24 protein-coding genes are annotated in these 20,464 nt (G+C 62.2%); 9 read left to right on the forward strand and 15 right to left on the reverse strand.

The window, feature by feature from the left end; all coding sequences use genetic code 11:
• Nucleotides 1-87: 87 nt before the first annotated feature.
• Entirely contained in the window at nucleotides 88-579 is a 492-nt protein-coding gene (locus tag JQ567_RS11120) for a single-stranded DNA-binding protein (RefSeq protein WP_192739871.1), read from the reverse strand.
• 465 nt (nucleotides 580-1,044) lie between these two features.
• Between JQ567_RS11120 and JQ567_RS11125 the strand changes: the two genes are divergently transcribed.
• A complete protein-coding gene (locus tag JQ567_RS11125; RefSeq protein WP_212438846.1) occupies nucleotides 1,045-1,800 on the forward strand; it encodes an outer membrane protein in 756 nt (251 codons plus the stop codon).
• A gap of 296 nt (nucleotides 1,801-2,096) precedes the next feature.
• Nucleotides 2,097-5,096: an excinuclease ABC subunit UvrA gene (gene uvrA / locus JQ567_RS11130; RefSeq protein WP_212438847.1), complete on the forward strand. Its 3,000-nt coding sequence runs from the start codon at nucleotides 2,097-2,099 to the stop codon at nucleotides 5,094-5,096.
• Between the two features lie 10 nt (nucleotides 5,097-5,106).
• On the opposite strand, the gene JQ567_RS11135 is transcribed toward uvrA, so the two are convergent.
• The 3 genes from JQ567_RS11135 to JQ567_RS11145 form a co-directional block, all read right to left on the reverse strand.
• A complete protein-coding gene (locus JQ567_RS11135) occupies nucleotides 5,107-5,547 on the reverse strand; it encodes a hypothetical protein (protein WP_212438848.1) in 441 nt (146 codons plus the stop codon).
• 98 nt (nucleotides 5,548-5,645) lie between these two features.
• Nucleotides 5,646-5,933: a HigA family addiction module antitoxin gene (locus JQ567_RS11140; protein WP_212210434.1), complete on the reverse strand. Its 288-nt coding sequence runs from the start codon at nucleotides 5,931-5,933 to the stop codon at nucleotides 5,646-5,648.
• Nucleotides 5,934-5,938: 5 nt separating this feature from the next.
• Nucleotides 5,939-6,226 carry a type II toxin-antitoxin system RelE/ParE family toxin gene (locus JQ567_RS11145; RefSeq protein WP_212274924.1) on the reverse strand — a complete coding sequence of 96 codons (288 nt, stop codon included), beginning with the start codon at nucleotides 6,224-6,226 and terminating at the stop codon, nucleotides 5,939-5,941.
• Between the two features lie 144 nt (nucleotides 6,227-6,370).
• Between JQ567_RS11145 and JQ567_RS11150 the strand changes: the two genes are divergently transcribed.
• The gene (locus JQ567_RS11150) at nucleotides 6,371-6,694 is read left to right on the forward strand and encodes a hypothetical protein (protein WP_212438849.1); all 324 of its coding nucleotides are present in this window, start codon (nucleotides 6,371-6,373) and stop codon (nucleotides 6,692-6,694) included.
• A 57-nt stretch (nucleotides 6,695-6,751) separates the two neighbouring features.
• Here the strand turns inward: JQ567_RS11150 and JQ567_RS11155 are convergent, their stop codons facing one another.
• The 4 genes from JQ567_RS11155 to JQ567_RS11170 all read right to left on the reverse strand — a co-directional run bounded on the left by JQ567_RS11155 (nucleotide 6,752) and on the right by JQ567_RS11170 (nucleotide 9,099).
• The gene (locus tag JQ567_RS11155; protein WP_212438850.1) at nucleotides 6,752-7,081 is read right to left on the reverse strand and encodes a PRC-barrel domain-containing protein; all 330 of its coding nucleotides are present in this window, start codon (nucleotides 7,079-7,081) and stop codon (nucleotides 6,752-6,754) included.
• A gap of 104 nt (nucleotides 7,082-7,185) precedes the next feature.
• Entirely contained in the window at nucleotides 7,186-8,127 is a 942-nt protein-coding gene (locus tag JQ567_RS11160; protein WP_212438851.1) for a cytochrome D1 domain-containing protein, read from the reverse strand.
• A 2-nt stretch (nucleotides 8,128-8,129) separates the two neighbouring features.
• The gene (locus JQ567_RS11165; protein ID WP_212438852.1) at nucleotides 8,130-8,672 is read right to left on the reverse strand and encodes an SRPBCC family protein; all 543 of its coding nucleotides are present in this window, start codon (nucleotides 8,670-8,672) and stop codon (nucleotides 8,130-8,132) included.
• A 214-nt stretch (nucleotides 8,673-8,886) separates the two neighbouring features.
• Entirely contained in the window at nucleotides 8,887-9,099 is a 213-nt protein-coding gene (locus tag JQ567_RS11170) for a hypothetical protein (protein WP_212438853.1), read from the reverse strand.
• Between the two features lie 268 nt (nucleotides 9,100-9,367).
• On the opposite strand from JQ567_RS11170, the gene JQ567_RS11175 reads away from it, so the two are divergent.
• On the forward strand, nucleotides 9,368-9,571 hold the full coding sequence (locus tag JQ567_RS11175; RefSeq protein ID WP_212438854.1) for a hypothetical protein: 204 nt from the start codon (nucleotides 9,368-9,370) through the stop codon (nucleotides 9,569-9,571).
• A gap of 936 nt (nucleotides 9,572-10,507) precedes the next feature.
• Here the strand turns inward: JQ567_RS11175 and JQ567_RS11180 are convergent.
• Together JQ567_RS11180 and JQ567_RS11185 are read right to left on the reverse strand one after the other, a co-directional pair.
• On the reverse strand, nucleotides 10,508-11,365 hold the full coding sequence (locus tag JQ567_RS11180; RefSeq protein WP_212438901.1) for a PCC domain-containing protein: 858 nt from the start codon (nucleotides 11,363-11,365) through the stop codon (nucleotides 10,508-10,510).
• Between the two features lie 35 nt (nucleotides 11,366-11,400).
• Entirely contained in the window at nucleotides 11,401-13,041 is a 1,641-nt protein-coding gene (locus tag JQ567_RS11185; protein ID WP_212438855.1) for an acyl-CoA synthetase, read from the reverse strand.
• Between the two features lie 163 nt (nucleotides 13,042-13,204).
• Here JQ567_RS11185 and JQ567_RS11190 point away from each other — a divergent pair, with 163 nt between their 5' ends.
• On the forward strand, nucleotides 13,205-13,402 hold the full coding sequence (locus JQ567_RS11190) for a hypothetical protein (RefSeq protein WP_212438905.1): 198 nt from the start codon (nucleotides 13,205-13,207) through the stop codon (nucleotides 13,400-13,402).
• 112 nt (nucleotides 13,403-13,514) lie between these two features.
• Here the strand turns inward: JQ567_RS11190 and JQ567_RS11195 are convergent, their stop codons facing one another.
• Entirely contained in the window at nucleotides 13,515-13,919 is a 405-nt protein-coding gene (locus JQ567_RS11195) for an SPW repeat protein (RefSeq protein WP_212438856.1), read from the reverse strand.
• A 143-nt stretch (nucleotides 13,920-14,062) separates the two neighbouring features.
• Nucleotides 14,063-15,007 (reverse strand): tetratricopeptide repeat protein, encoded by a 945-nt coding sequence (locus tag JQ567_RS11200; protein WP_212438857.1) that lies wholly within the window; start codon nucleotides 15,005-15,007, stop codon nucleotides 14,063-14,065.
• A 98-nt stretch (nucleotides 15,008-15,105) separates the two neighbouring features.
• On the opposite strand from JQ567_RS11200, the gene JQ567_RS11205 reads away from it, so the two are divergent.
• Nucleotides 15,106-15,375: a GNAT family N-acetyltransferase gene (locus JQ567_RS11205; RefSeq protein ID WP_212438858.1), complete on the forward strand. Its 270-nt coding sequence runs from the start codon at nucleotides 15,106-15,108 to the stop codon at nucleotides 15,373-15,375.
• 132 nt (nucleotides 15,376-15,507) lie between these two features.
• On the opposite strand, the gene JQ567_RS11210 is transcribed toward JQ567_RS11205, so the two are convergent.
• Nucleotides 15,508-16,296 carry a fumarylacetoacetate hydrolase family protein gene (locus JQ567_RS11210; protein WP_212438859.1) on the reverse strand — a complete coding sequence of 263 codons (789 nt, stop codon included), beginning with the start codon at nucleotides 16,294-16,296 and terminating at the stop codon, nucleotides 15,508-15,510.
• A 188-nt stretch (nucleotides 16,297-16,484) separates the two neighbouring features.
• Here JQ567_RS11210 and JQ567_RS11215 point away from each other — a divergent pair, with 188 nt between their 5' ends.
• Nucleotides 16,485-16,643 carry a DUF1127 domain-containing protein gene (locus JQ567_RS11215; RefSeq protein ID WP_212438860.1) on the forward strand — a complete coding sequence of 53 codons (159 nt, stop codon included), beginning with the start codon at nucleotides 16,485-16,487 and terminating at the stop codon, nucleotides 16,641-16,643.
• A gap of 84 nt (nucleotides 16,644-16,727) precedes the next feature.
• Here JQ567_RS11215 and JQ567_RS11220 read toward each other — a convergent pair whose 3' ends face one another.
• A complete protein-coding gene (locus tag JQ567_RS11220) occupies nucleotides 16,728-17,105 on the reverse strand; it encodes a DUF3597 domain-containing protein (RefSeq protein ID WP_212438861.1) in 378 nt (125 codons plus the stop codon).
• A gap of 296 nt (nucleotides 17,106-17,401) precedes the next feature.
• On the opposite strand from JQ567_RS11220, the gene JQ567_RS11225 reads away from it, so the two are divergent.
• Both JQ567_RS11225 and JQ567_RS11230 read left to right on the forward strand, forming a co-directional pair.
• Nucleotides 17,402-18,331, forward strand: a complete 930-nt coding sequence (locus JQ567_RS11225) for a DUF2189 domain-containing protein (RefSeq protein WP_212438862.1) — start codon at nucleotides 17,402-17,404, stop codon at nucleotides 18,329-18,331.
• Between the two features lie 277 nt (nucleotides 18,332-18,608).
• Nucleotides 18,609-19,424 (forward strand): lytic murein transglycosylase, encoded by an 816-nt coding sequence (locus tag JQ567_RS11230; RefSeq protein ID WP_212438863.1) that lies wholly within the window; start codon nucleotides 18,609-18,611, stop codon nucleotides 19,422-19,424.
• Nucleotides 19,425-19,482: 58 nt separating this feature from the next.
• On the opposite strand, the gene JQ567_RS11235 is transcribed toward JQ567_RS11230, so the two are convergent.
• Nucleotides 19,483-19,746: a hypothetical protein gene (locus JQ567_RS11235; protein WP_212438864.1), complete on the reverse strand. Its 264-nt coding sequence runs from the start codon at nucleotides 19,744-19,746 to the stop codon at nucleotides 19,483-19,485.
• Nucleotides 19,747-20,464 lie beyond the last annotated feature (718 nt).

Raw genomic sequence — 20,464 nt, forward strand, 5'->3', positions numbered from 1 at the left:
TTTAAGAATATACACGAGCCAAGCGAGCTTGCGCGAACCGCTGCTTTTTCGGCGGCTCGCAAACCCGGTTGGCCTGACAGGCCCCGATCAGAACGGGATATCGTCGTCCATGTCGTTGTTGCGCCCGGCGCCGGCGGCCACCGCGCGGCGCGGCGCGGAAGTGGCCTGGCCGCCGCCAAAATCGCCGCTGGAATCGTCGGAGCCAAAACTGCCGCCCCCGCCGCCGGAGCGGCCGTCGAGCATGGTCAGGGTCGAATTGAAGCCCTGCAGCACCACTTCGGTCGAGTATTTCTCGACCCCGCTCTGGTCGGTCCATTTGCGGGTCTGCAGCGCGCCCTCGATATAAACCTTGGCGCCCTTCTTCAGGTACTGCTCGGCGACCTTGCAGAGCCCTTCATTGAAGATCACGACGCGGTGCCACTCGGTCTTTTCCTTGCGCTCGCCGGTACCCTTGTCGCGCCAGGTTTCCGAGGTCGCGATGCTCAGATTGGCGATCGGCCGCCCGTCCTGTGTCCGCCGGATTTCCGGATCCTTGCCGAGGTTTCCGACCAGGATCACCTTGTTCACGCTTCCCGCCATCGTCGCTCTCCACTCAAAATCGGTACCAAAAAACTGCTGCGCGACCGCTGCAATCGGCCGGCACGGGCCGCCCGATTGGCCGCCTCATCCACATCAGGGACATTTGAGACGACCCTATACGCCCGATGGCCGCCCCGACTTAGCGATCCCTCGGCAAAGCAGCGGTTATCCACATATAGCATTGCCCGCGGCATTGTTCCAGTTTTGTTCTGCGCAACCTCAGGTCATCCACACCTTGCCGGTGTTCCGTGCCGGACGCCGCGCCCACCCGGAGCTGCGCGGCGGATATTATAAACAAATCATTACCTTGAAGGGCCGGCACTTCTCCTGCGAGTGTTGCATTTCGGAGACGGCATTTCCGGTCGAATTGGCGTATGGGTTTATCCAACGGCGCGGCGCTCGCGTCTTGGACGAAAACGCTTCGGGACCAACGGGAAGCGGACAACGGACTGGGGACTATTTGAAATGAAGAAGTTTTTGCTTGGTACTGTTGCTCTCGTTGCCTTTGCCGCTCCTGCTGCTGCGGCTGACCTCGCTGCGCGTCCCTACACCAAGGCGCCCCCGATGGTCGTGGCCATTTACGACTGGAGCGGCTTCTACATCGGCGCCAATGGCGGCTGGGGTACGAGCCACAAGTGCTGGGACGCCTTGAATGGCGCGGGCGTGTTCGTTGCCAGCGAAGGTTGCCACGATGCAAGCGGCGGCACCGCCGGTGGCCAGATCGGTTATCGCTGGCAGGCCGGCACGTGGGTGTTCGGCGTCGAAGGACAGGGCAACTGGGCCGACTTCAGCGGCAGCAGCGTGAGCCTTGGACCCGTGGGCTTTGGCGCGGGAACGACCATCCGGTCGAAGGTCGACGCGTTCGGCCTGCTCACCGGTCAGGTCGGTTACGCCGCCAACAACGTCCTGCTTTACGTCAAGGGCGGTGCAGCCGTGACCGCCGATCGCTATCGCGTCAATGCCACCGTCGGCAACGCTCTGATCGCCTCGTCCAACGATGACAATCGCTGGGGTGGTGTGGTCGGTGTCGGCCTCGAATACGGCTTCGCCCCGAACTGGTCGGCCGCCGTCGAATACGATCATCTGTTCATGGGGAACCGAACCGCCACCTTCACCAATGTGGCTGGCGGCACCTTCAGCGAACGCATCCGTCAGGACGTCGATCTCGTGACCGTGCGCGTCAACTATCGTTGGGGTGGCCCGGTGATTGCGAAGTACTGAGCTTCGCTGCACCAAAAGATTTGATGAAAAGGCCGGCCTCGCGCCGGCCTTTTTGTTTTGAGGTGGCCTTTTTGTTTGAGCGCATTGGTTCCGCCCACGGCTCCGCTGCCATCTGCTGCCATTGCGATCCCATGGCAACTCATTGCAAAACAAACCGTTGATGGCTCGCTGCGAGCACTGGAAATCCCGGCCCGTTCTTCCTACGTTCCAGCTTTCTGCCATCGGCGCCCGGCCCGGTTTTCCCCAGGCCATGCGCGCCCAACGTGGCGCGCCTCCACGCGCCTGGAAATGCCGATATGGATGAAGTGCTGAGGGCGAAGCGCCAAACCAACGCCGGCTCGGGAACGCGCGCGATAACGATCCGCGGCGCGCGCGAGCACAATCTGAAAAACATCGACGTCGAGATTCCCCGCGACAAGCTTGCGGTGTTCACCGGTCTGTCCGGTTCCGGCAAATCCTCGCTCGCCTTCGACACCATCTATGCCGAGGGCCAGCGACGCTACGTCGAGTCGCTCTCCGCCTATGCGCGCCAGTTCCTCGAGATGATGCAGAAGCCCGACGTCGACCAGATCGACGGCCTGTCGCCGGCGATCTCGATCGAGCAGAAGACGACGTCGAAGAACCCGCGCTCGACCGTCGGCACCGTCACCGAGATCTACGACTACATGCGCCTGCTCTGGGCGCGCGTCGGCGTGCCCTATTCGCCCGCCACGGGCCTGCCGATCGAGAGCCAGCTGGTGTCGCAGATGGTCGACCGCGTGCTGGCGCTGCCTGAAGGCACACGGCTCTATCTGCTGGCGCCGGTCGCGCGTGGCCGCAAGGGCGAATACAAGAAGGAGCTCGCCGAGTACCTCAAGAAGGGCTTTCAGCGCGTCAAGATCGACGGCAGCTTCTATGAGCTCGCCGAGGCGCCGACGCTCGACAAGAAATTCCCGCACGACATCGACGTCGTGGTCGACCGCATCGTGGTACGCCCCGATATCGGCCAGCGCCTCGCCGAAAGTTTTGAGACTGCGCTAAAGCTCGCCGAGGGCCTCGCGGTGATCGAATACGCCGATGCGCCCGCAGGCAGCACCGACGACGAAAAGAAGTCCGAAAAGAAGTCCGACAAGAAGACCGCAAAGATCCACGACAAGAGCGGACCGGAACGGATTCTGTTCTCCGAAAAATTCGCCTGCCCGGTGTCCGGCTTCACCATTCCCGAGATCGAGCCCCGGCTGTTCTCGTTCAACAACCCCTATGGCGCCTGCCCGGCCTGCGGCGGCCTTGGCGTCGAGCAGCATATCGACGAGGACCTCGTCATCCCCGACAAGGAGCTGACCTTGCGCAAGGGCGCGATCGCGCCCTGGTCCAAATCGTCCTCGCCCTATTACATCCAGACGCTGACCGCGCTCGGCAAGTTCTACAAATTCACGCTCGACACCAAGTGGAAGGACCTGCCGAAGAAGACGCAGGCCGCGATCCTGCACGGCTCCGGCGACGACGAGATCAAGTTCTCCTATGAGGACGGGGTGCGTTCCTACGACACCAAGAAACCGTTCGAGGGCGTCATCACCAACCTTAATCGCCGCTTTCGCGAGACCGAAAGTGAATGGGCGCGCGAGGAACTGGCAAAATATTTCTCCGACATCCCCTGCGAGGGCTGCCACGGCTACCGGCTGAAGCCGGAGGCGCTCTGCGTCAAGATCGGCGGCAAGCATATCGGCGAGATCAGCGAACTCTCGGTGCGCCGCGCCGGCGAATGGTTCGAGAGCGTGCCCAAGGCGCTCAACGCCCAGCAGAACGAGATCGCCATCCGCGTGCTGAAGGAGATCCGCGAGCGGCTGTCGTTCCTGCTCGACGTCGGCCTCAATTATCTGACGCTGTCGCGTTCGTCCGGCACGCTCAGCGGCGGCGAAAGCCAGCGCATCCGCCTCGCCTCCCAGATCGGCTCGGGTCTGACCGGCGTGCTCTATGTGCTGGATGAACCTTCTATTGGTCTGCACCAGCGCGACAATGCGCGGCTGTTGGAGACGCTGAAGCGGCTGCGCGACCTCGGCAATACCGTGATCGTGGTCGAGCATGACGAGGACGCCATCCGCCTTGCCGACTTCGTGCTCGACATCGGCCCCGGCGCCGGCATGCATGGCGGCCACATCGTCGCGCAAGGCACGCCCGCCGAGGTCATGGCCAATCCGAAGTCGCTGACCGGCAAATACCTCACCGGCGAATTGTCGGTGGCGATCCCCGAGCGCAAGCCGCCGAACCATCGCCGCACCATCAAGGTCATCAACGCCCGCGGCAACAATCTGAAAAACGTCTCGGCGGAAATTCCGCTCGGCCTGTTCACCTGCGTGACCGGCGTCTCCGGCGGCGGCAAGTCGACGCTCTTGATCGACACGCTCTACAAGGCCATCGCCCGAAAACTCAACAACGCCAGCGAAGGCGCCGCGCCCCACGACCGCATCGAGGGGCTGGAGCATATCGACAAGATTATCGACATCGACCAGTCGCCGATCGGCCGCACCCCGCGTTCCAACCCCGCGACCTATACCGGCGCCTTCACGCCGATCCGTGAATGGTTCGCCGGCCTGCCCGAAGCCAAGGCGCGCGGCTACGAGCCCGGGCGCTTCTCCTTCAACGTCAAGGGCGGCCGCTGCGAGGCCTGCCAGGGCGACGGCGTCATCAAGATCGAGATGCACTTCCTGCCCGACGTCTACGTCACCTGCGACGCCTGCAAGGGCAAGCGCTACAACCGCGAGACCTTGGAAGTCCTGTTCAAGGGCAAGAGCATCGCCGACGTGCTCGACATGACCGTGGAAGAAGCCGCCGAGTTCTTCAAGGCGGTCCCGCGCGTCCGCGAAACTTTCAAAACCCTGCACCGCGTCGGCCTCGACTATATCCATGTCGGCCAGCAGGCCACGACGCTCTCCGGCGGCGAAGCCCAGCGCGTCAAATTGGCAAAAGAACTGTCAAAGCGCGCGACGGGACGCACGCTCTACATCCTGGACGAGCCCACCACGGGCCTTCACTTCCACGACGTCGCCAAACTGCTGGAAGTGCTGCACGAGCTGGTCTCGCAGGGAAATACAGTCGTCGTGATCGAGCACAACCTCGAAGTCATCAAGACCGCCGACTGGGTCATCGACCTCGGCCCCGAAGGCGGCGACGGCGGCGGCGAAATCGTCGCCTGGGGCCCGCCGGAGGATATCGTGAAAGCGCCGCGGAGCTATACGGGGAAGTTTCTGGCGCCGGTGCTGAAGCGGGCGGCGGGGAAGCCGCGGAAGAGCAGCGGGGCGAGCGAGGCGGCGGAGTAATTTACCAACGCTAATTCGCGGAGCTGTGCTCGCTACGTTCTATCTCGTTCGCGTATTTGCGAGCCAGCTGTCTGTTCTTTTGGCTCGCCCACTTTGAGTCCCTGACCTCGATAAATAGGTCCTTCAGCCGGGCCTTCTCTGCCATTGTCAAAAATGGAACCCAGGTCATCGCGTGATCCGTCCACTGTCGAGTACCCGCCATTAGTGCTGCCCCGATGAGCTTCCAGAAGGGGAACGGCGTTGCAGGATTTGCGCTGTAAGGTCCCCGATCAAGACTCGCCTTCACGTCCTCAAAGGGACGCTCCAACAGTAGCCACGCCCGGAAAAAATCTCTCATATCTTCAAGGGGAAACGCGTCATCATTCGCCCGGACGATCCAAGCGCCAGTTTCCGAGATATCGAGATTGATTCCATCAGCTATCTCCATACCGCTCGGGATAGGTTGATTCATTTGTTCTCCTCACATGCCCGCAATGTGGAGAGCGAAAGCGTATTCTCTGCGTGGTAGCAACCGGTCAGGTCCACAGGTGACCTATCGCTAATGTTGCCCTACGCCGCGTCCGCCGGCCTAACCCGCTTCGCAATCTCCGCCCCCTTCTCCCGCTCAACGACACCAATGTCGTATTGGCCCTGCAAGTCGAGCCAGAACTGCGCGCCATTGCCAAAATAGCGGCCAAGGCGCACCGCCGTGTCAGCCGTAATCGAACGGCGACCGTTGAGGATGTCAGTGACGCGACCTGAGGGTACGCCGATATCGAGCGACAAACGGTTGGCGCTGAGCTTGCGAGCAGCTAGTTCGCGCTTCAATAAACGACCGGGGTGTACGACAGGAGCCATGACGATCAACCTTTGTGGTAGTCCACGATCTCAACCTCGTGGGCATCGCCTTTGTGAAACTCGAAACAGATACGCCAGCGCTCGTTGACCGTCATCGCCCACTGCTTCTTGCGATCACCCTTGAGCTTGTGAAGGCCTACGCTTTTCAACGGACTTAAGTCGCTGAGTGACTTTGCAACATTCAATGCCACCAACAGATCGATCGCAGCTTCGAAATCCAGCCCGCGAAATTGATTTGGCTGTTCGCCGTCCCAAACCTTGCGGGTCGCGGAATTCCGCCATGATCGGATCATGGCATAAATATACTACGTCAAACGGTGAACAGCAAGGATGGAGAACGAATAGAACAGCGCATGCTCCGCTATCCGCGAGCGGCAGGTTACCCCTGGGTCGGGCATTTGAATTGACACCACTCTCTGCCTGGACAAGCTAGGTCCATGCCCAGCCCGATTTACACCTTATTCCGCAATGCGATCCTGGCCGAACAGCAGGTGGTCTGCACCTATGAAGGCCGCCATCGCGAATTGTGCCCACATATCCTGGGTCTCAACAAGCGTGGTGAGGAAGTCGTGCTGGCGTGGCAATTTGCCGGGCAAAGCAGCGGCAAGCTGCCGCAGTGGCGGTGCCTGCGGCTTGCCGACGTCAGAAATGCCAATCCGCGTAACGGGCCATGGCACGCGGGAGGCTCTCACCGCACCGAGCAAACTTGCGTCAGCAGCATCGACCTCGACATCAATGTTCACGTGCGCAAGTTGCGGTAGCGCGGCCGGCCGGTGCCCCGGACGTCCCTCTGCAGTAACGCGCTGCTCGCCCTCCCCCTACACCGTCCAATAGTGCGGATGCGGGTAGGATCGCGAGCGATCGCCCCAGTCGAAGCCGTCTTCATCGAACTCGGACGGGCCGGCGCGCAGGTCGTCCAAACTCAGCTCGACCACGAAGGCCTGACGCGCGGGATCGAACCTGAGTTCGTCCCACCGCACCGGATAATGGTGATGGGTGGCGAGCAGCCCGCCGGTCTTTATCACGGCATACGCGACAGTACCGCTCACCTTGTCCAGCATCAGTCGTTCGATCGTGCCGAGTTTTGTGCCGTCTCGTCCGTAGACATTCGCGTGCTCGACGCGATCACTGGGCACCAGGGTATGCATGGCATCCTCCCTGTTTCTCTCGTTCTCCCGGCATTATAGCACCAACGAGCCCGGCATGCCCGCGCGTCCGGTTGCCGCGGAGCAGCACCCCAGGCTAGCCCTGACTATCGCCGCAGAAACGTCCCGAACGCCCGCGGCCCGTCGCCGACCTTGATCTCACCGGTCACCTTCAGCTCGACCGCATCGATCACGCTGATCGAGTTGCTCTCCCAGTTCGCCACGATGATCTGCTTGCCATCCGCCGTCGCCGCGATCCCTTCCGGATAATCGCCGACATTGATGCGCTTGACCGGCGCAAGCGTTGCGAGATCGAACACGCTGACGGTGCCGTCATACTGGTCGGTGACGAAGCCGCGGCCCTGGGCGAGTGCGACCGCGTAGGGGCGCAGGCCCGTCTTCACGCGCCCGATTTCGCTGCTAGCGGCGATGTCGATCACGGAGACGTCGTTCGATCCGACATTGGCGGTGTAGGCCCGCCGCCCCTCCGCATCGATCGTGATGCCGAAGGGGCGCGTGCCGACCTTGATGACCGCCCGGCGTTCGCGCGTCGCGGTATCGATGACGGATACACTGTCGGCATCGCGGTCCGCCGAGAGCAGGAGCCGTCCGTCCGGTGTTACCGCAAGCCCCGACGGCGATGCGCCGACCGCGATATCGGCGATCACGCGCTGCTCTTTCGGATCAATCACCCGCACCGCCGCGGCGTACCAGTCGGCGACATAGACCGCGCCGCCATCCGGCGCCACCGCAACGCCGAGCGGACCACCGCCGACGTTGATCTTGCCGACGACCTGACGTGCGGCGGCATCGACCACCGTGAGCGCCTTGGCGTCGGGGCTCGTCACATAGGCGAAGCGTCCATCCGGCGTGATGGCGACGCCCGCCGGCTTGCCGCCTATCGCGATGGTAGCGACCGGCCGCGACGTCGCGAGGTCAACGACGGTGAGATTTTCGCTGAGCTGATTGGTGACAAACGCCTCCTCGGCCCGGGCGGCCCAAACCGTGCCGATGCTGGCGACCGCAGTCGCCAGAACGATGGCCCGCACGATCAGCTTCCGCTTTCGACCTTCTTCTTCAGCGCCTCGAGGCCCGCTCTGTAGAGCCCGCTCACCGCCTTCACGGCGGCCTGGTCGCTCAGCTCCGGCGGCGGATCGTTGTTGGGAAAACCGCGATAGAACGCGCCGACCCACTCCAGGCTGCTTCCCTTGCCGTCGGCGCTGGGCGTGACCGTCAGGGTGGACGAATAGTTGGTGACCGGCAGCACCTTCACGTCGACGGCCGTGATCCGGTAGGAATAGGTCATCTTCTCGGCATCGTATTTGTATAGTTCCTCATCGACGGTCGCACCATCAGCCAGCGTCAGCCGCCGCGTGGCCTCGATCTGGTTGCCTTTCGTGCCCTCCGTCTTGCTGACCGGCTGCAGCCAGCTCATGTCCTGGAAATTGCCGATCAAGGCCCACACCTTGGCCGGCGGCGCGTTGATCTCGATCGATTCCCGCACCTTCTGGCGGGTCGGCCCGTGCGCCCAGGCCACCCCCATTACTGCCAGCGCCGCCACTACGGCCCCCACCCTCGCGGTCGTCACCCTCATGTCGTTTCCCCATAGCCTTTATCGCCGCGCAGGCACGCGGCGTTATCGTCACGCATTTTCATACCAAAGGAGGCTGGTTTGTGGCGCCGCCGAAACGCGCGGCGTTGCGTCGGACAGGCGACCGCCAGGCCGGGCCTGATTTGCCCATCAGCACGCAGGATCCGCCTCTTTCGTGGCACCGCTCGTGCGGCGCAATACGCTTCGCTATTGCGCCCTACTTCTCCCGCTTCTCCATCGACGCGGCAATCCGCTCCAGAAACCCGTTCATCCGCCGCGTCTCCGCGACCTGCTGCTCGTAAAGCTCGATCATGCTGGAGCCGGACGATCCACGCGCCTGCATGCCGTTTCGGCGCGCGAACCAGAACCACACGGCAATCAGCAACACGAACGGCAACCACGCGACCGCAAACGATATCCATTCATTCATGACAAGCGTCTCCGATTTCATTCTCACGGGGTTATTGAGAGCGGCCGCGCGCCACGACGGCGGCTTGGCCTAAAAGGCTCGCTCACATGTTCCCTTAGTAGCGGTCAGCAGCCTCAAGTTCACCCGGTGTGCAACGGGAGCTCTTGCCCCAGAACGAAGCCCCGCCAGTTCTCGACTGTGCCCGAAGTCACAGAGCACCGCGACCGTATCACGTAGCCCCTATCATCGCGGCGGGAATGGTCTCGCCCCAGACAAAGAGGGGAATGACATGGCCAATCTGAACAACGACATTCGCGAACTCGCGTCTGACGAACTGAACGGCGTCAGCGGCGGACGGTCCGACCTTGGGCAACAGCTTCAGTTCGCGCTTCAGGAAGCGAACAACATTTATACGAGGACCTCGAAGGCTCAGTCGGACATGAGCTCAAAATGGTCCCAGACCCTCGACGGCATTGCCCAGAATTTGAAGTAACGGACGCTCCAGGGGCCGCGGCTGGCGGCCTCTTCTGTAGCCCGCATGAGCGCAGCGAGATGCGGGATTGACGCAAGACGAGCCCCGGATGTCGCTTGGCTCATCCGGGCTACGGGTCGCTATTTTCGCAGCAGATCGAAACTGCGTCGCCGTGCGCGCAAGCGGAATTTCGCGGCCTGCGTGCGACAAAACAACACGACGGGCAAATCACTTTTGGTTTTCCGAAAACACGTCAAGCCCAAGAATCAAAAATATTTCGCTTTTCCAGAAGACAAATCAGTGGCACATCTATGCCCATCCCGTCCTGCTCAGAGGGGCGTTGGCCATCGTCACGAACGTTGGACGGGTCGCGGTGGACGCTGATGTTGCGGTTGACGCCCGCAGCAAAGGCGTACGGTGAAGTCGTGTGGTCCTGACGCCCCGATGCTGGCGTCAAGTTCGTGAGAAGCTCACGCTTCCACGGGCGACGGTGACAACGAGCTCGGCCCGACCGAGGAGAGCACGAAGCAAGCCGTAAAGCCATTGCGCAGGGAATGTCGGATCGCCTCCGCTGCCCTGTATGCTCGTGTGCAGCTTTCTTTGCACTATTCGCACACGAGACCGCGGGTGCAGCGCGCATCCGGCATTCCCTGCGCCCTCTGTTTTTCGGGGGCGGAAGATTTCGAGCAAGACTCGGGCGCAATGCGTCGCGGGAATGCGAACACACATCCCGCTGTCATCGCCCGGCTTGACCGGGCGACCCAGTATTCCAGAGGCGCCAGTGATTGAAACGAGAAGCCGCGGCGTACTGGATCACCCGCCGGAGCCTGTCATCGGGCTCGCCGAAGGCGAGACCCGGTGGCGGGTGATGACAGCAACATGCATTTGAATCACTGTGGCTGTTTGAAATTAAAATCGGAAATTGGCGCGAGCGCGCGGGTGCTCTTCACACACCAATCAGAGCACTTCGAGCACCAGCTCCATCGTCATCAACACCGGATTGTCGCCGCGCATCAGCCGGCCTTCGGCGATGCCGCCGAGATAATCCACCAGCGCAATATCGAGCGCGGCCTCGAGCGTTCCGTCAGCACTCGGCTCGATGATGCCCGAGCGGATCGCAAGCTCGGTCGCGAACGGCACGACGCTTCGGCCATCGGAAAAGTTCGCGCCGATCGTGCTGCCGACCCCGCCATGAATCCGGGCGTGAAAGATTCCGTGCTGCCGGCAGAAAGATTCCAGCGCGCACGCGAAATCCTGGTTCGGCCGCAGCCGCAGCGCAAAGGCGCGGCTCGTGGTGTCGGCATCGGTCGCCTCGCGCGGCACCGGCCCGAACAATTTGAAATTGGTCTCGCTATCCACCTCGGCGGTAAAGACAGCACCATCGATCCCGAACGCTTCCACCGCGAACGGCTCGGCGACGATGCTCTCCTCGGGCAGGATATGACCACCGTGCAGGTCGCCATCGATCTCGGTCCACAGGCCGTGGCAGTGGAAGAACGGCGCGCCGTCGCGCTCGCCCAAAGTCATTGCCGCGAACTTGAGCTGCGTGATGCCTTCGGGCCGGAAGGTGTCGCTGTAAAACGCGGCATTGGCGCCGGTCTTGGACAGCGCCGGCATCACATAGGCAAGCGGTCCGAGCGCCCCGCCCCGCATGCTCAGCACGCCGCCGGCAAATCCGGCCTCGGCAAAGCCGCGGCGCGCCGCTTCCAGCAGCGGCAGGCCGGCTTGCAGCGTGAAGGAGAACGCGCGGCCCCGCGCCTCGACCCACTGGATGCGTTCAGGGTTGGGCGGACCGGGCTGGACGATGCTGCGCATCGCCTCCGGCACCGGCCGATTTGCCTTCGCCGCCGTCATCGTGGCGCGTCTTGATTGGTGAGGTCGAGCAGCCCGCGCGCCTCGAGTTCGTCGCGCACCAGCCGCTTCGGAATCTTGCCGTAGCCGGACTTCGGCAACGCCTCCCAGAAGAAGAACCGCTTCGGCATCTTGTAGCGCGGCACCTTCGGCGACAGGAACGCGGCGAGCTCGGCTTCGCTCACCGCAGCGGCGCCCTCGCGCGGGACGCAGACGGCAACGCCCACCTCGCCCCAGAACGGGTCGGGCACCCCGAGCACGGCGACCTCGCCGATCCCAGGATGGGTCAAGATCTTCTCCTCGACCTCGCGCGGATAGATGTTGGATCCGCCCGAGATGTACATGTCGGAAGCGCGGCCGGTGATGTAGACAAAGCCTTCCTCGTCGATATGGCCGAGATCGCCGGTGCGGAACCAGCCGTCGCGAAACGCTTTCGCGTTGGCATCGGGGTTGTCGTAATAGCCGGCGAACACGGCGGGGCCGATCACGCAGATCTCGCCGGTCTCGAACGGCTTCAGCTCGCGCCCGTCATCGCCCTGGATCGAGACCTGCATGCCGGTGCGCTCGAAGCCGCAGGTGCCGATCCGCGCGTGCGGCGTATCCTCGGGATCATGCAGATTGGCCGGCATGACCGTGATGTTGCCGGTGACTTCGCCGAGACCGAAATACTGCACCAGCACCTTGCCCAGCTTGTTCAGCGCGGCCTTCTGGTCCTCGCGGTACATCGGCGCCCCGGCATAGATGATGAAGCGGAGCGAGGAATGATCGTAGCGGTCGACCGCGGGATGCTCGACCATCATCTTCAAAATGGTCGGCACCGTAAAAATGTTGCTGACGCGATGCGCCTCGATCAGCCGGAACGCCTCGTTGATGTCGAACTTCTCCGACGGCAGCAGGATGGTCGGCACCCCGCGCGCCGCCTGCACCAGTTGGTGCACGCCGGCGCCATGCGACAGCGGCGCCACCACCAGCGAGGCGTCCTGCTCGGTGGTGCCGGGCATCAAATCGGCGAGATGGTTGGTGACCACAAAAGCCATCTGGCCATGGGTCAGCACCGCCGCCTTGGACCGCCCCGTCGTGCCGGAGGTGAAGAAGAACCAGCAGGGGTCATTATAGTCGACCGCGGTATTGGCGAAGCTCTCGCCCGCATGCCCCGCAATGGCGGCGCCAACCGACTTCTCGCCAAAGGCGCCCTCGCCGATCCGCCAGATGAATTCCAACGCCGGGTTGGCGACCGCGGCCGCATGCTCCGGGAAATCGCCGTGGCACAAAAACCCCTTGGCGCCGGAGGCGGTGGCGAGATAGGTGACCTCGTCCGGCATCAGGCGGAAATTGGTCGGCACCCAGACCACGCCGAGCCGGAACGCGGCAAACATCGACCAGAACATCTCGTCGCAATTTTTGGAATGCACCAGCAGCCGGTCGCCCTTGACGAGGCCGCGTTCGGCAAGCGCCGCTGAAAGCGCCGAGACGGCGCGGTCGATCTCGCGCCAGGTCCAGGTCCGGTCGCCGTAGATAAAACCGGTGCGATCGCCATGGCGGCGGGCGTTCTGGGTCACCAGATGCGCCAGATTCATCACCCGGTTCGACATCCGCGCCAGGCCGCCGCGCGGCGCGGCTGTGGTTGCGGTTCCCGTCATGTCGGCACCGCCGCACTGCACAAGCCAAGCGAAATCATCATCTTCACGCTTCTCAACACTGATCTGCGCTTCTCAACACTGATCTGAACGTCCCAGCCGGAGGTTAGCAGAAAGCCCGGCCTCTGCCAGCGCGTCCAGGCGTCCCGGTGCTGGTTCCGGCTGCGTGCTTATAGACGCGGCTCAAGGGCTGGCTCATGGTGCCCTCAGCCAAAAACGCCGCTGGGAGATCATGATGGCCAATGAAAAAGGCCCGAACATCAAGAAGAAGCAGAAATGCAAGAATTGCGAAGGCAAGGGCCTGGTGAAAAAAGGCGATAACGTCGTGAAATGCCAGCGCTGCAAGGGGACCGGCGTGCGCTGACCTCCCGATTTCCTGAACCGGAGCCGTGGCCGATCCGGCAATTACTGGCCGCCCCACCTCGCGGAAGTCCAGCGGACCTGCCGCTCGCAGACTGGCAAGTCCGTGGCAAGACTTACTGCGGATGGTCGGCGAGTTCCTGGTCGCTCAGGCGCCAATCCTGCCACAGCTGAAGCGCGCCGAGCAGAGCCACGACTGCGCCAAGTATCGCGTGCCAGGCCGGCAGAAACGCGTCGCCGGAATAGCCGAAAATCCACGGTGAAGCGATCAGCCAGAGCCCGAGGACGATCTCCGCCACCTCCTCCCAGCGCTGCAATGCGACATATTCCAGCTGGGCGAGGCCGAATACCAGCATGCCGACCACGAACGTGTTGAGGATCATGGTGCTGCGATCGGCGGTCATGACCTCGTTGGCCGGCTGCAGGGGAAACCAGGGCGACACCACGATCAGCACGCCAAGCAGCATGCCGAACCAGTCTTCCCACGATCGATGCGTACTGAAGAAACGAAAGTCCGACATAGTAAACCTCCCTGAAAAAGAGGCATACGTCAGCGGCCGGCCATCCCTGACATTCCGATCTCGAACCATATCCGGCCGCATCGGGGCGTATGTCTTCACAAAGACGTAAGTACACCCCTACCGCTTGCAAGACCTCAACAGACCTATTGCACTGCGCCAAGTTGCTGCAGGCCATCGCGGGCGGTGCGCAGGCTGGGGTTGATCTCCAGGGCTTTGCGGAAATCCGCAATCGCCCCGGCCTTGTTGCCCAGCCGCATCTTGGCCTGGCCGCGGTTATTCCAGGAATAGGCGTCGGCCGGATCGTATTGCAGCGCCTTGTCGTAATCGGCAATGCCGCGCTTGGTATCGCCCTGGTACAGCCGGATCATGCCGCGGTTGCGCCAGCCCCGGGCATCGGTCGGCGCGATTTTCGCCGCCGCGCCGTAATCGGCGGCGGCACGCTCCAGCTGCTCGGTATCGCGGTAGACATTGCCGCGATTGATATAGGCCAGCACGTCCGGCTTCAGCTTGATCTGCATGCTGTAGTCGGCGATCGCGCGGGCGGTGTCGCGCTTGCGATGATGGAGATAACCGCGATTGCCATAGGCGATGGCGAGCGACGGGTTGTGTTTGATGGCGGCGTCGAAATCGGTCAGCGCGCGATCGAGGTCGCCTTTGCCGAACCAGGCGTCGCCGCGGTTGTTGTAGGCCAAAGCGAAGGTCGGATCGATGCGGAGCGCCGCGTCATAGTCGGCCATGGCGTGGTCGAGATCGCGCTTGAAGGCATGGACCCGTCCGCGATTGGTATAGGCGCAGGCATAGTCCGGATCGAGCTTGATCGCCTCATTTAAATCGGCCATTGCGGCGTCGAGCTCACGCTTCTCGGTAAGGCCGTGGCCGCGGTTGCAATAGGCGCCGGCGAGCCTCTTGCCGGTCTCGGTCTTGCCATCAATCACGACGCTGCAGGCCGTCACCCTCTCATTCGGCACGGTCGTCGTGCCGATGCAGGCCTGCCAGTTCCGGTCGCCTTCGGCGAATGCGGCAGGCGGTTGCGCGAGCATCGAGGCTGCACCCAGCAGCGATGCGGTCAGGCAGGTCAAAATTCGCATGATGTCACCCCGGCAAGCGATTTCCCCCTTGGTCGCTCGTTTGCATCGCGGGGTTCACATGCCTAGATGAATGAGGTGAACCGCATGGGAACCCCTCGATGGCCGTCCGCGACAACAAAGCCCAAAACCGCTTCGAACTCGACGTCGAGGGTGCGGTAGCGTTTGCGAATTATCGGCTGACCCCGTCGGCTGTTATCATCACCCATACCGAGACGCCGAGGGCGCTGCGCGGCCGCGGCATTGCCTCCGAACTGGTCAAGGGTGCGCTGGAACTGATCCGCGCCGACGGCCACAAAGTGATCGCCGGCTGCGGTTTTGTTGTCGACTATCTAAGCAAGCATCCGCAGTTCGCCGATCTGACCGGGTAATCCCTTGTCGTCCCGGCGAAGGCCGGGACCCATAACCACCGGCCGTCCTTATCGCGAAAGGTGTAAACCACGACCTATCAAAATCGAGAAGCTGCGGCGTATGGGTCCCGGCCTTCGCCGGGACGACAACATCTACACAATCTTGATCGACATATCCGGCAGCCCTTCCAGCTTGCACAGCAGCACATCACCCTTCACGACCGGACCGACATTTTCAGGCGTGCCGGAATAGATGATATCGCCGGCCTTCAGCTCGAAGGCATCAGACAATTTGGCGATCTGTTCGGCGACGCTCCAGATCATGTTCTGCAGGTTGGAGTTCTGCTTGACGGTGCCGTTCAGCGCCAACGAGATCGCGCCCTTGGTGAAATGGCCGGTCTTGGCGGCGGGGTGGATCGGGCCGAGCACCGCAGAACGGTCAAAGCTCTTGCCGATCTCCCAGGGCTTCTTCTCGTCGCCCAACGCGCGCTGCAGGTCGCGCCGCGTCATGTCGAGGCCGAGCGCATAGCCATAGACGTGGTCGAGCGCCTTCTCTGCCGGGATGTTGGTGCCGCCCGACTTGAGCGCTGCCACCAGTTCGACCTCGTAGTGATAGTTCTTGGTCAGCGAGGGATAGGGATGATCGGCGACACTGCCGACCGCGACATTCTGGATCGCATCCGTCGGCTTTTGGAAAAAGAACGGCGGTTCGCGGGTCGGGTCGGACCCCATTTCACGCGCATGCGCGGCGTAGTTGCGCCCGATGCAGTAGATGCGGCGGACCTGAAACACGTCGGTCTCGCCGACGATCGGAATGGTCGTCGCCGGTACCGGAAACATCGACTTCGGGCCGGCCTGCGCAGCGGCCGGAACGCTTGCCGCCGCTCCCGCCAATGCGAGCGCTCCCGTCGTTAGAATGGTTCTGCGGTCGAGGCTGTTCATGATGGTCTCCTTGGTTCGCGCTTCTTGGGTCCGCGTTTCCTGTTCAAACGCCGTCTTTACAGCGTTTTCGCACAAATTGCATGGCACCTGCGCTTTGCTGCATTGCAGTGAACCGCGTTGCCGCAGCTTGCGACCAACGGCCATCAGCACCGCAAAGGTGCCTCTCACATCTTGAATAGGAAAAGACCATGTTGATCTCTCTGATTGCCGCCATCAGGCGATACGCCCGCTACCGCTCCGAACTCGCAAGCATCAGCCGGCTTGACGATCGTATGCTCCGCGACATCGGCATCAGCCGCGGCGAACTCGCGAGCCGCCACTACAGCGGGCGCCGGCCGTATCCCTGATACGTTCGCTGTCGCACGTATTCCAACGACAAAAAAGGCCCGCGTCACCGCGGGCCTTTTGCGTGTCGCGTTGATACGAAAGCGTCAGTGCTTGATCTCCGGCGGCAGCTTGCCGCCATTCGCGGCGAACTTCGTCATCACCTGCTTGTGCAGCCAGATGTTCATGCTCGCCGAATCGTTGCTGTCGCCGGTGTAGCCGAGCTCCTTGGCGAGCTCCTTGCGCGCCGTGAAGCTCGAATCGATATCGAGTGCCTTCATCAGGTCGACGATCGAGGTGCGCCACTCGAGCTTTTCACCCTTGGCTTTGACAGCCGCGTCGAGGATAGGTGCGACATCGATCGTTGCCGCCGGTGCTACGGATCCGCCGGCGGCAGCTCCGCCTGCAGCCGCTCCGCCGGAAGCTGGCGCCGCGTCTGCCTTCGTGCCGAAGATCGCGCCCATGATTTTTCCGAAAATGCTCATCGTTGGCTCCCAGTGGAATTGAATAGGTATGTCGCTAATGGCACTGTTTGACCGGCAGTACCAGGCCGGGCTCGCCTTGTAGTTTAGCCAGCGAATTGTGGCTTGCCAATGAAACATTCACCGAAGCGTGAGTGCTATTGTCCCGGTTTGGGGGTACGCTGCTGACTCAGTTCGCGACATGTCCAGTTGTTCTTCCCTGTCTTCGCGTCTGGCCTGATCGTGATCATGTTTGGAAACGGCACGTTTGCGCCCTCCAGCGAGCGCAAAATGCGGCCGCCAGAGGGAGAACGACGACCATGGCGATTCCAATTCAAGGCACCTCATATCAAGGCAATGTCACATCTCTGACGCAGAGCGGACAGGAGACCGCGAACGCGCCAGTGATACGAACCATCGGCCTTTCCGATTTGCACCGGGCCTTGCAGCTCGGCTGGGAAGATTTCAAGGCCGTTCCAAGTCATGCCGTTATCCTGTGCGTGATCTATCCCGTGCTCGGATTGGTGCTGGCGCGCACGGTGCTCGGTTACTCGGTATTGCCACTGTTGTTTCCGCTGGCCGCAGGCTTCGCCCTGCTCGGCCCGTTCGCCGCGCTTGGCCTGTATGAGATGAGCCGCCGTCGTGAGACTGGCGCACCGGCGTCCGCGTGGGATGCGCTCGAGGTGCTGCGCTCGCCCTCGTTCGGCGCCATGCTCGGGCTCGGCGTCCTCCTGCTGGCATTGTTTGTGACATGGGTTGCCACCGCGCAGGCGATCTACATCGCGGCGTTCGGCTATGAAGGCGCGACCGGCATGCGGGATTTCGCGACGCGGGTGCTGACGACGCCGCAAGGCTGGTGGCTGATCGTGGTCGGCTGTGGCGTCGGCTTCCTGTTCGCCCTCGTTGCGCTCTGCATCAGCGTCGTATCGTTCCCGTTGATGCTCGATCGTCACGCCGGCGCCGCCGACGCGATGGTGACGTCACTGCGCGCGGTCGCGCGAAATCCCGTGCCGATGGCGGTCTGGGGTTTGATCGTGGCGGTGCTGCTGGTTGCAGGAACGCTGCCGTTCTTCCTTGGCCTTGCCGTCGTCATTCCACTGCTTGGCCACGCCACCTGGCATCTCTACCGGGAAACCATTGAACCGGAACTCAATCCCCAGCCGCTTCCGCCCCGCGCGCCGCGCGAGCGCAAGCCCGCGGCGGACTTCCCGGCCAATCTGTTTCCCTGGCGGCGCAAGGAAGGCGCATAGGCCCTGCAGCGGTAGCGAGATCAAACCGCCGGTCGGTTGTCGACCGGCGGTTTGGCGTCCACTCATGCAAGCATCGCGCAAGACCAATCTAGGCCGCCGCCCCACGCCCTTGGCCTTCAGGTTCAGAATTGCCTATGAATTGAGCGGCTGTGCCGATGACACGTTTGTGTCACCGCCGACGAAATGGCGGCCTTGTTTTGGCCGCTGTTGCTCCGAACATTCGGTGTGGTTTCGAGACTAATGTCGATCATGAATCGACTTTGGAGCGAACGACACTATGACCTCTCGCGTTTCTGTTCGGACTTTGGCGCTGGCTGCACTGCTCCTGACTTCGGCAAGCCCATCGATTGCAGCACCCTGTGGCACCGGCACGTTTGAGGGCTGGCTCGAAGACTTCAAGAAGGAAGCCGTGGCGAAAGGAATTTCGCAGTCGGCCATTCAAGCCGGACTGACCGGCGTGGCGCTCGACAAGGCCGTCATTGCGCGCGACCATTCGCAGAAGGTTTTCAGCCAGAGTTTTGAGGAATTCTCCGGCCGCATGGTCCCGCCCCGGCTCGCGCGCGGCGCCAACATGCTCAAGCAATATGGGTCGGTGCTCGGGCGCATCGAACAAGCCTATGGCGTGCCCGGCGAAGTGCTGGTGGCAATCTGGGGTCTGGAAACCGATTACGGCGTCAACATAGGAAAATTCCCGACGCTGCGCTCGCTGGCGACGCTGGCCTATGACTGCCGTCGCACCGACTTGTTCAAGGCCGAGTTGATGGACGCGCTCCGCATCGTCGAGCGCGGCGATATCGCGCCACAGGAAATGCGCGGCGCCTGGGCCGGTGAAATCGGCCAGACCCAGTTCATGCCGTCGTCCTACATCAAATATGCCGTCGATTTCGACGGCAATGGCCGCCGCGACCTGCTGCGCAGTGCGCCTGACGTGCTGGCCTCGACCGCGAACTACCTTGCAAGCTATGGCTGGCAGCGCGGCAAGGATTGGGAGCCCGGCAGCGCGAATTTCGCCGTGATTCAGCAATGGAATAAGAGCGAGGTCTATTCCAAAACCATCGGGTATTTCGCGACGCAGCTTGCGCGTGCGCCCTGAAGGGTCGGGAAATCGGAGGGCCAGGCACCGAGGCAACAGGCCCTCCGCCCGGGCGCGTCTACTTCGCCATACCGATGTGCGCGGCCTTGCTCAGGTGCATGCCGCAGGCACCCATCTTGCCGTTCAGCATGGCGTCCTGAGCCATGGCGATTTCCTTCTGCGCGGCGATCTTGCCCTCGCCGTCCGCCATCGCTTCGATGGCGGTCTCGGTCTTTTCGAGATTGGGACCGCTGCAGCCAGCGTTCATCCTGGCGGCGTTTGCCGGAACGATGGCGTAGGCAATGGCAGCCATGGCGACTGCTGCGAGTAATTTATTGAGCATGTTGTTTTCCGTTTTCTGTTTTTGACAGCACCAGCGTCATTGCCGGAATCTGCGCGACGATTGTTCGCTGGTCGCAGAAAATTGAGGAATAAACTTCGCGCGAGGTGCTGAGCGCAGCATGCAAGGCGCTTATGCGAAACGACGCCTTTTCATTACGACCGCGTAATTCATTACAGCCGCGTAACGACGCGGCGCAGCATGCGCGTTGATCGATACAGCGCCCGCGCAAAGATCGCGTTCGATCTCGCCATGGTGCGCGCTACCCGATAGCGATGATCAACGCATGTGGTGTGACGTTGCGTTCAAATCGGGAGCGGTGTTCGCACAGTCTTCGTCTAGCGACACACCAAGAGAACTGTCGTCAGCACGAGCTGCGGAAGTCATCAGCGATCGCCAGCAGCAGCACAGTGTCGGCGGGTCCCGGCTGCGGGTTATTGCCTCCAGTGCGGGGGCGCGCGCCACCGTCGCGCGCTTGCGCCTAAGCCGCGCGCCTTGCCCCATGAAGTGATTTTAGATTCATTATTACGTCGAGAACTGCATGCGAATCGCGCATACGAAGCAGGAGATGATCCGATTTTGTGCAGGTCGGCCAGCCATTGATTTCTGGTGCGGGAGGATCATTTTACGAGGTCGTAATAGTTGCCACCGAAATTTCGACAACTATTTGATCTGGAACGAGTATTTCATATGCATTGAGGTCGGAACCAGGCTCTGGCCG

This window comes from Bradyrhizobium sp. AUGA SZCCT0431, from assembly GCF_018131065.1.
Classification (GTDB): Bacteria; Pseudomonadota; Alphaproteobacteria; order Rhizobiales; family Xanthobacteraceae; genus Bradyrhizobium.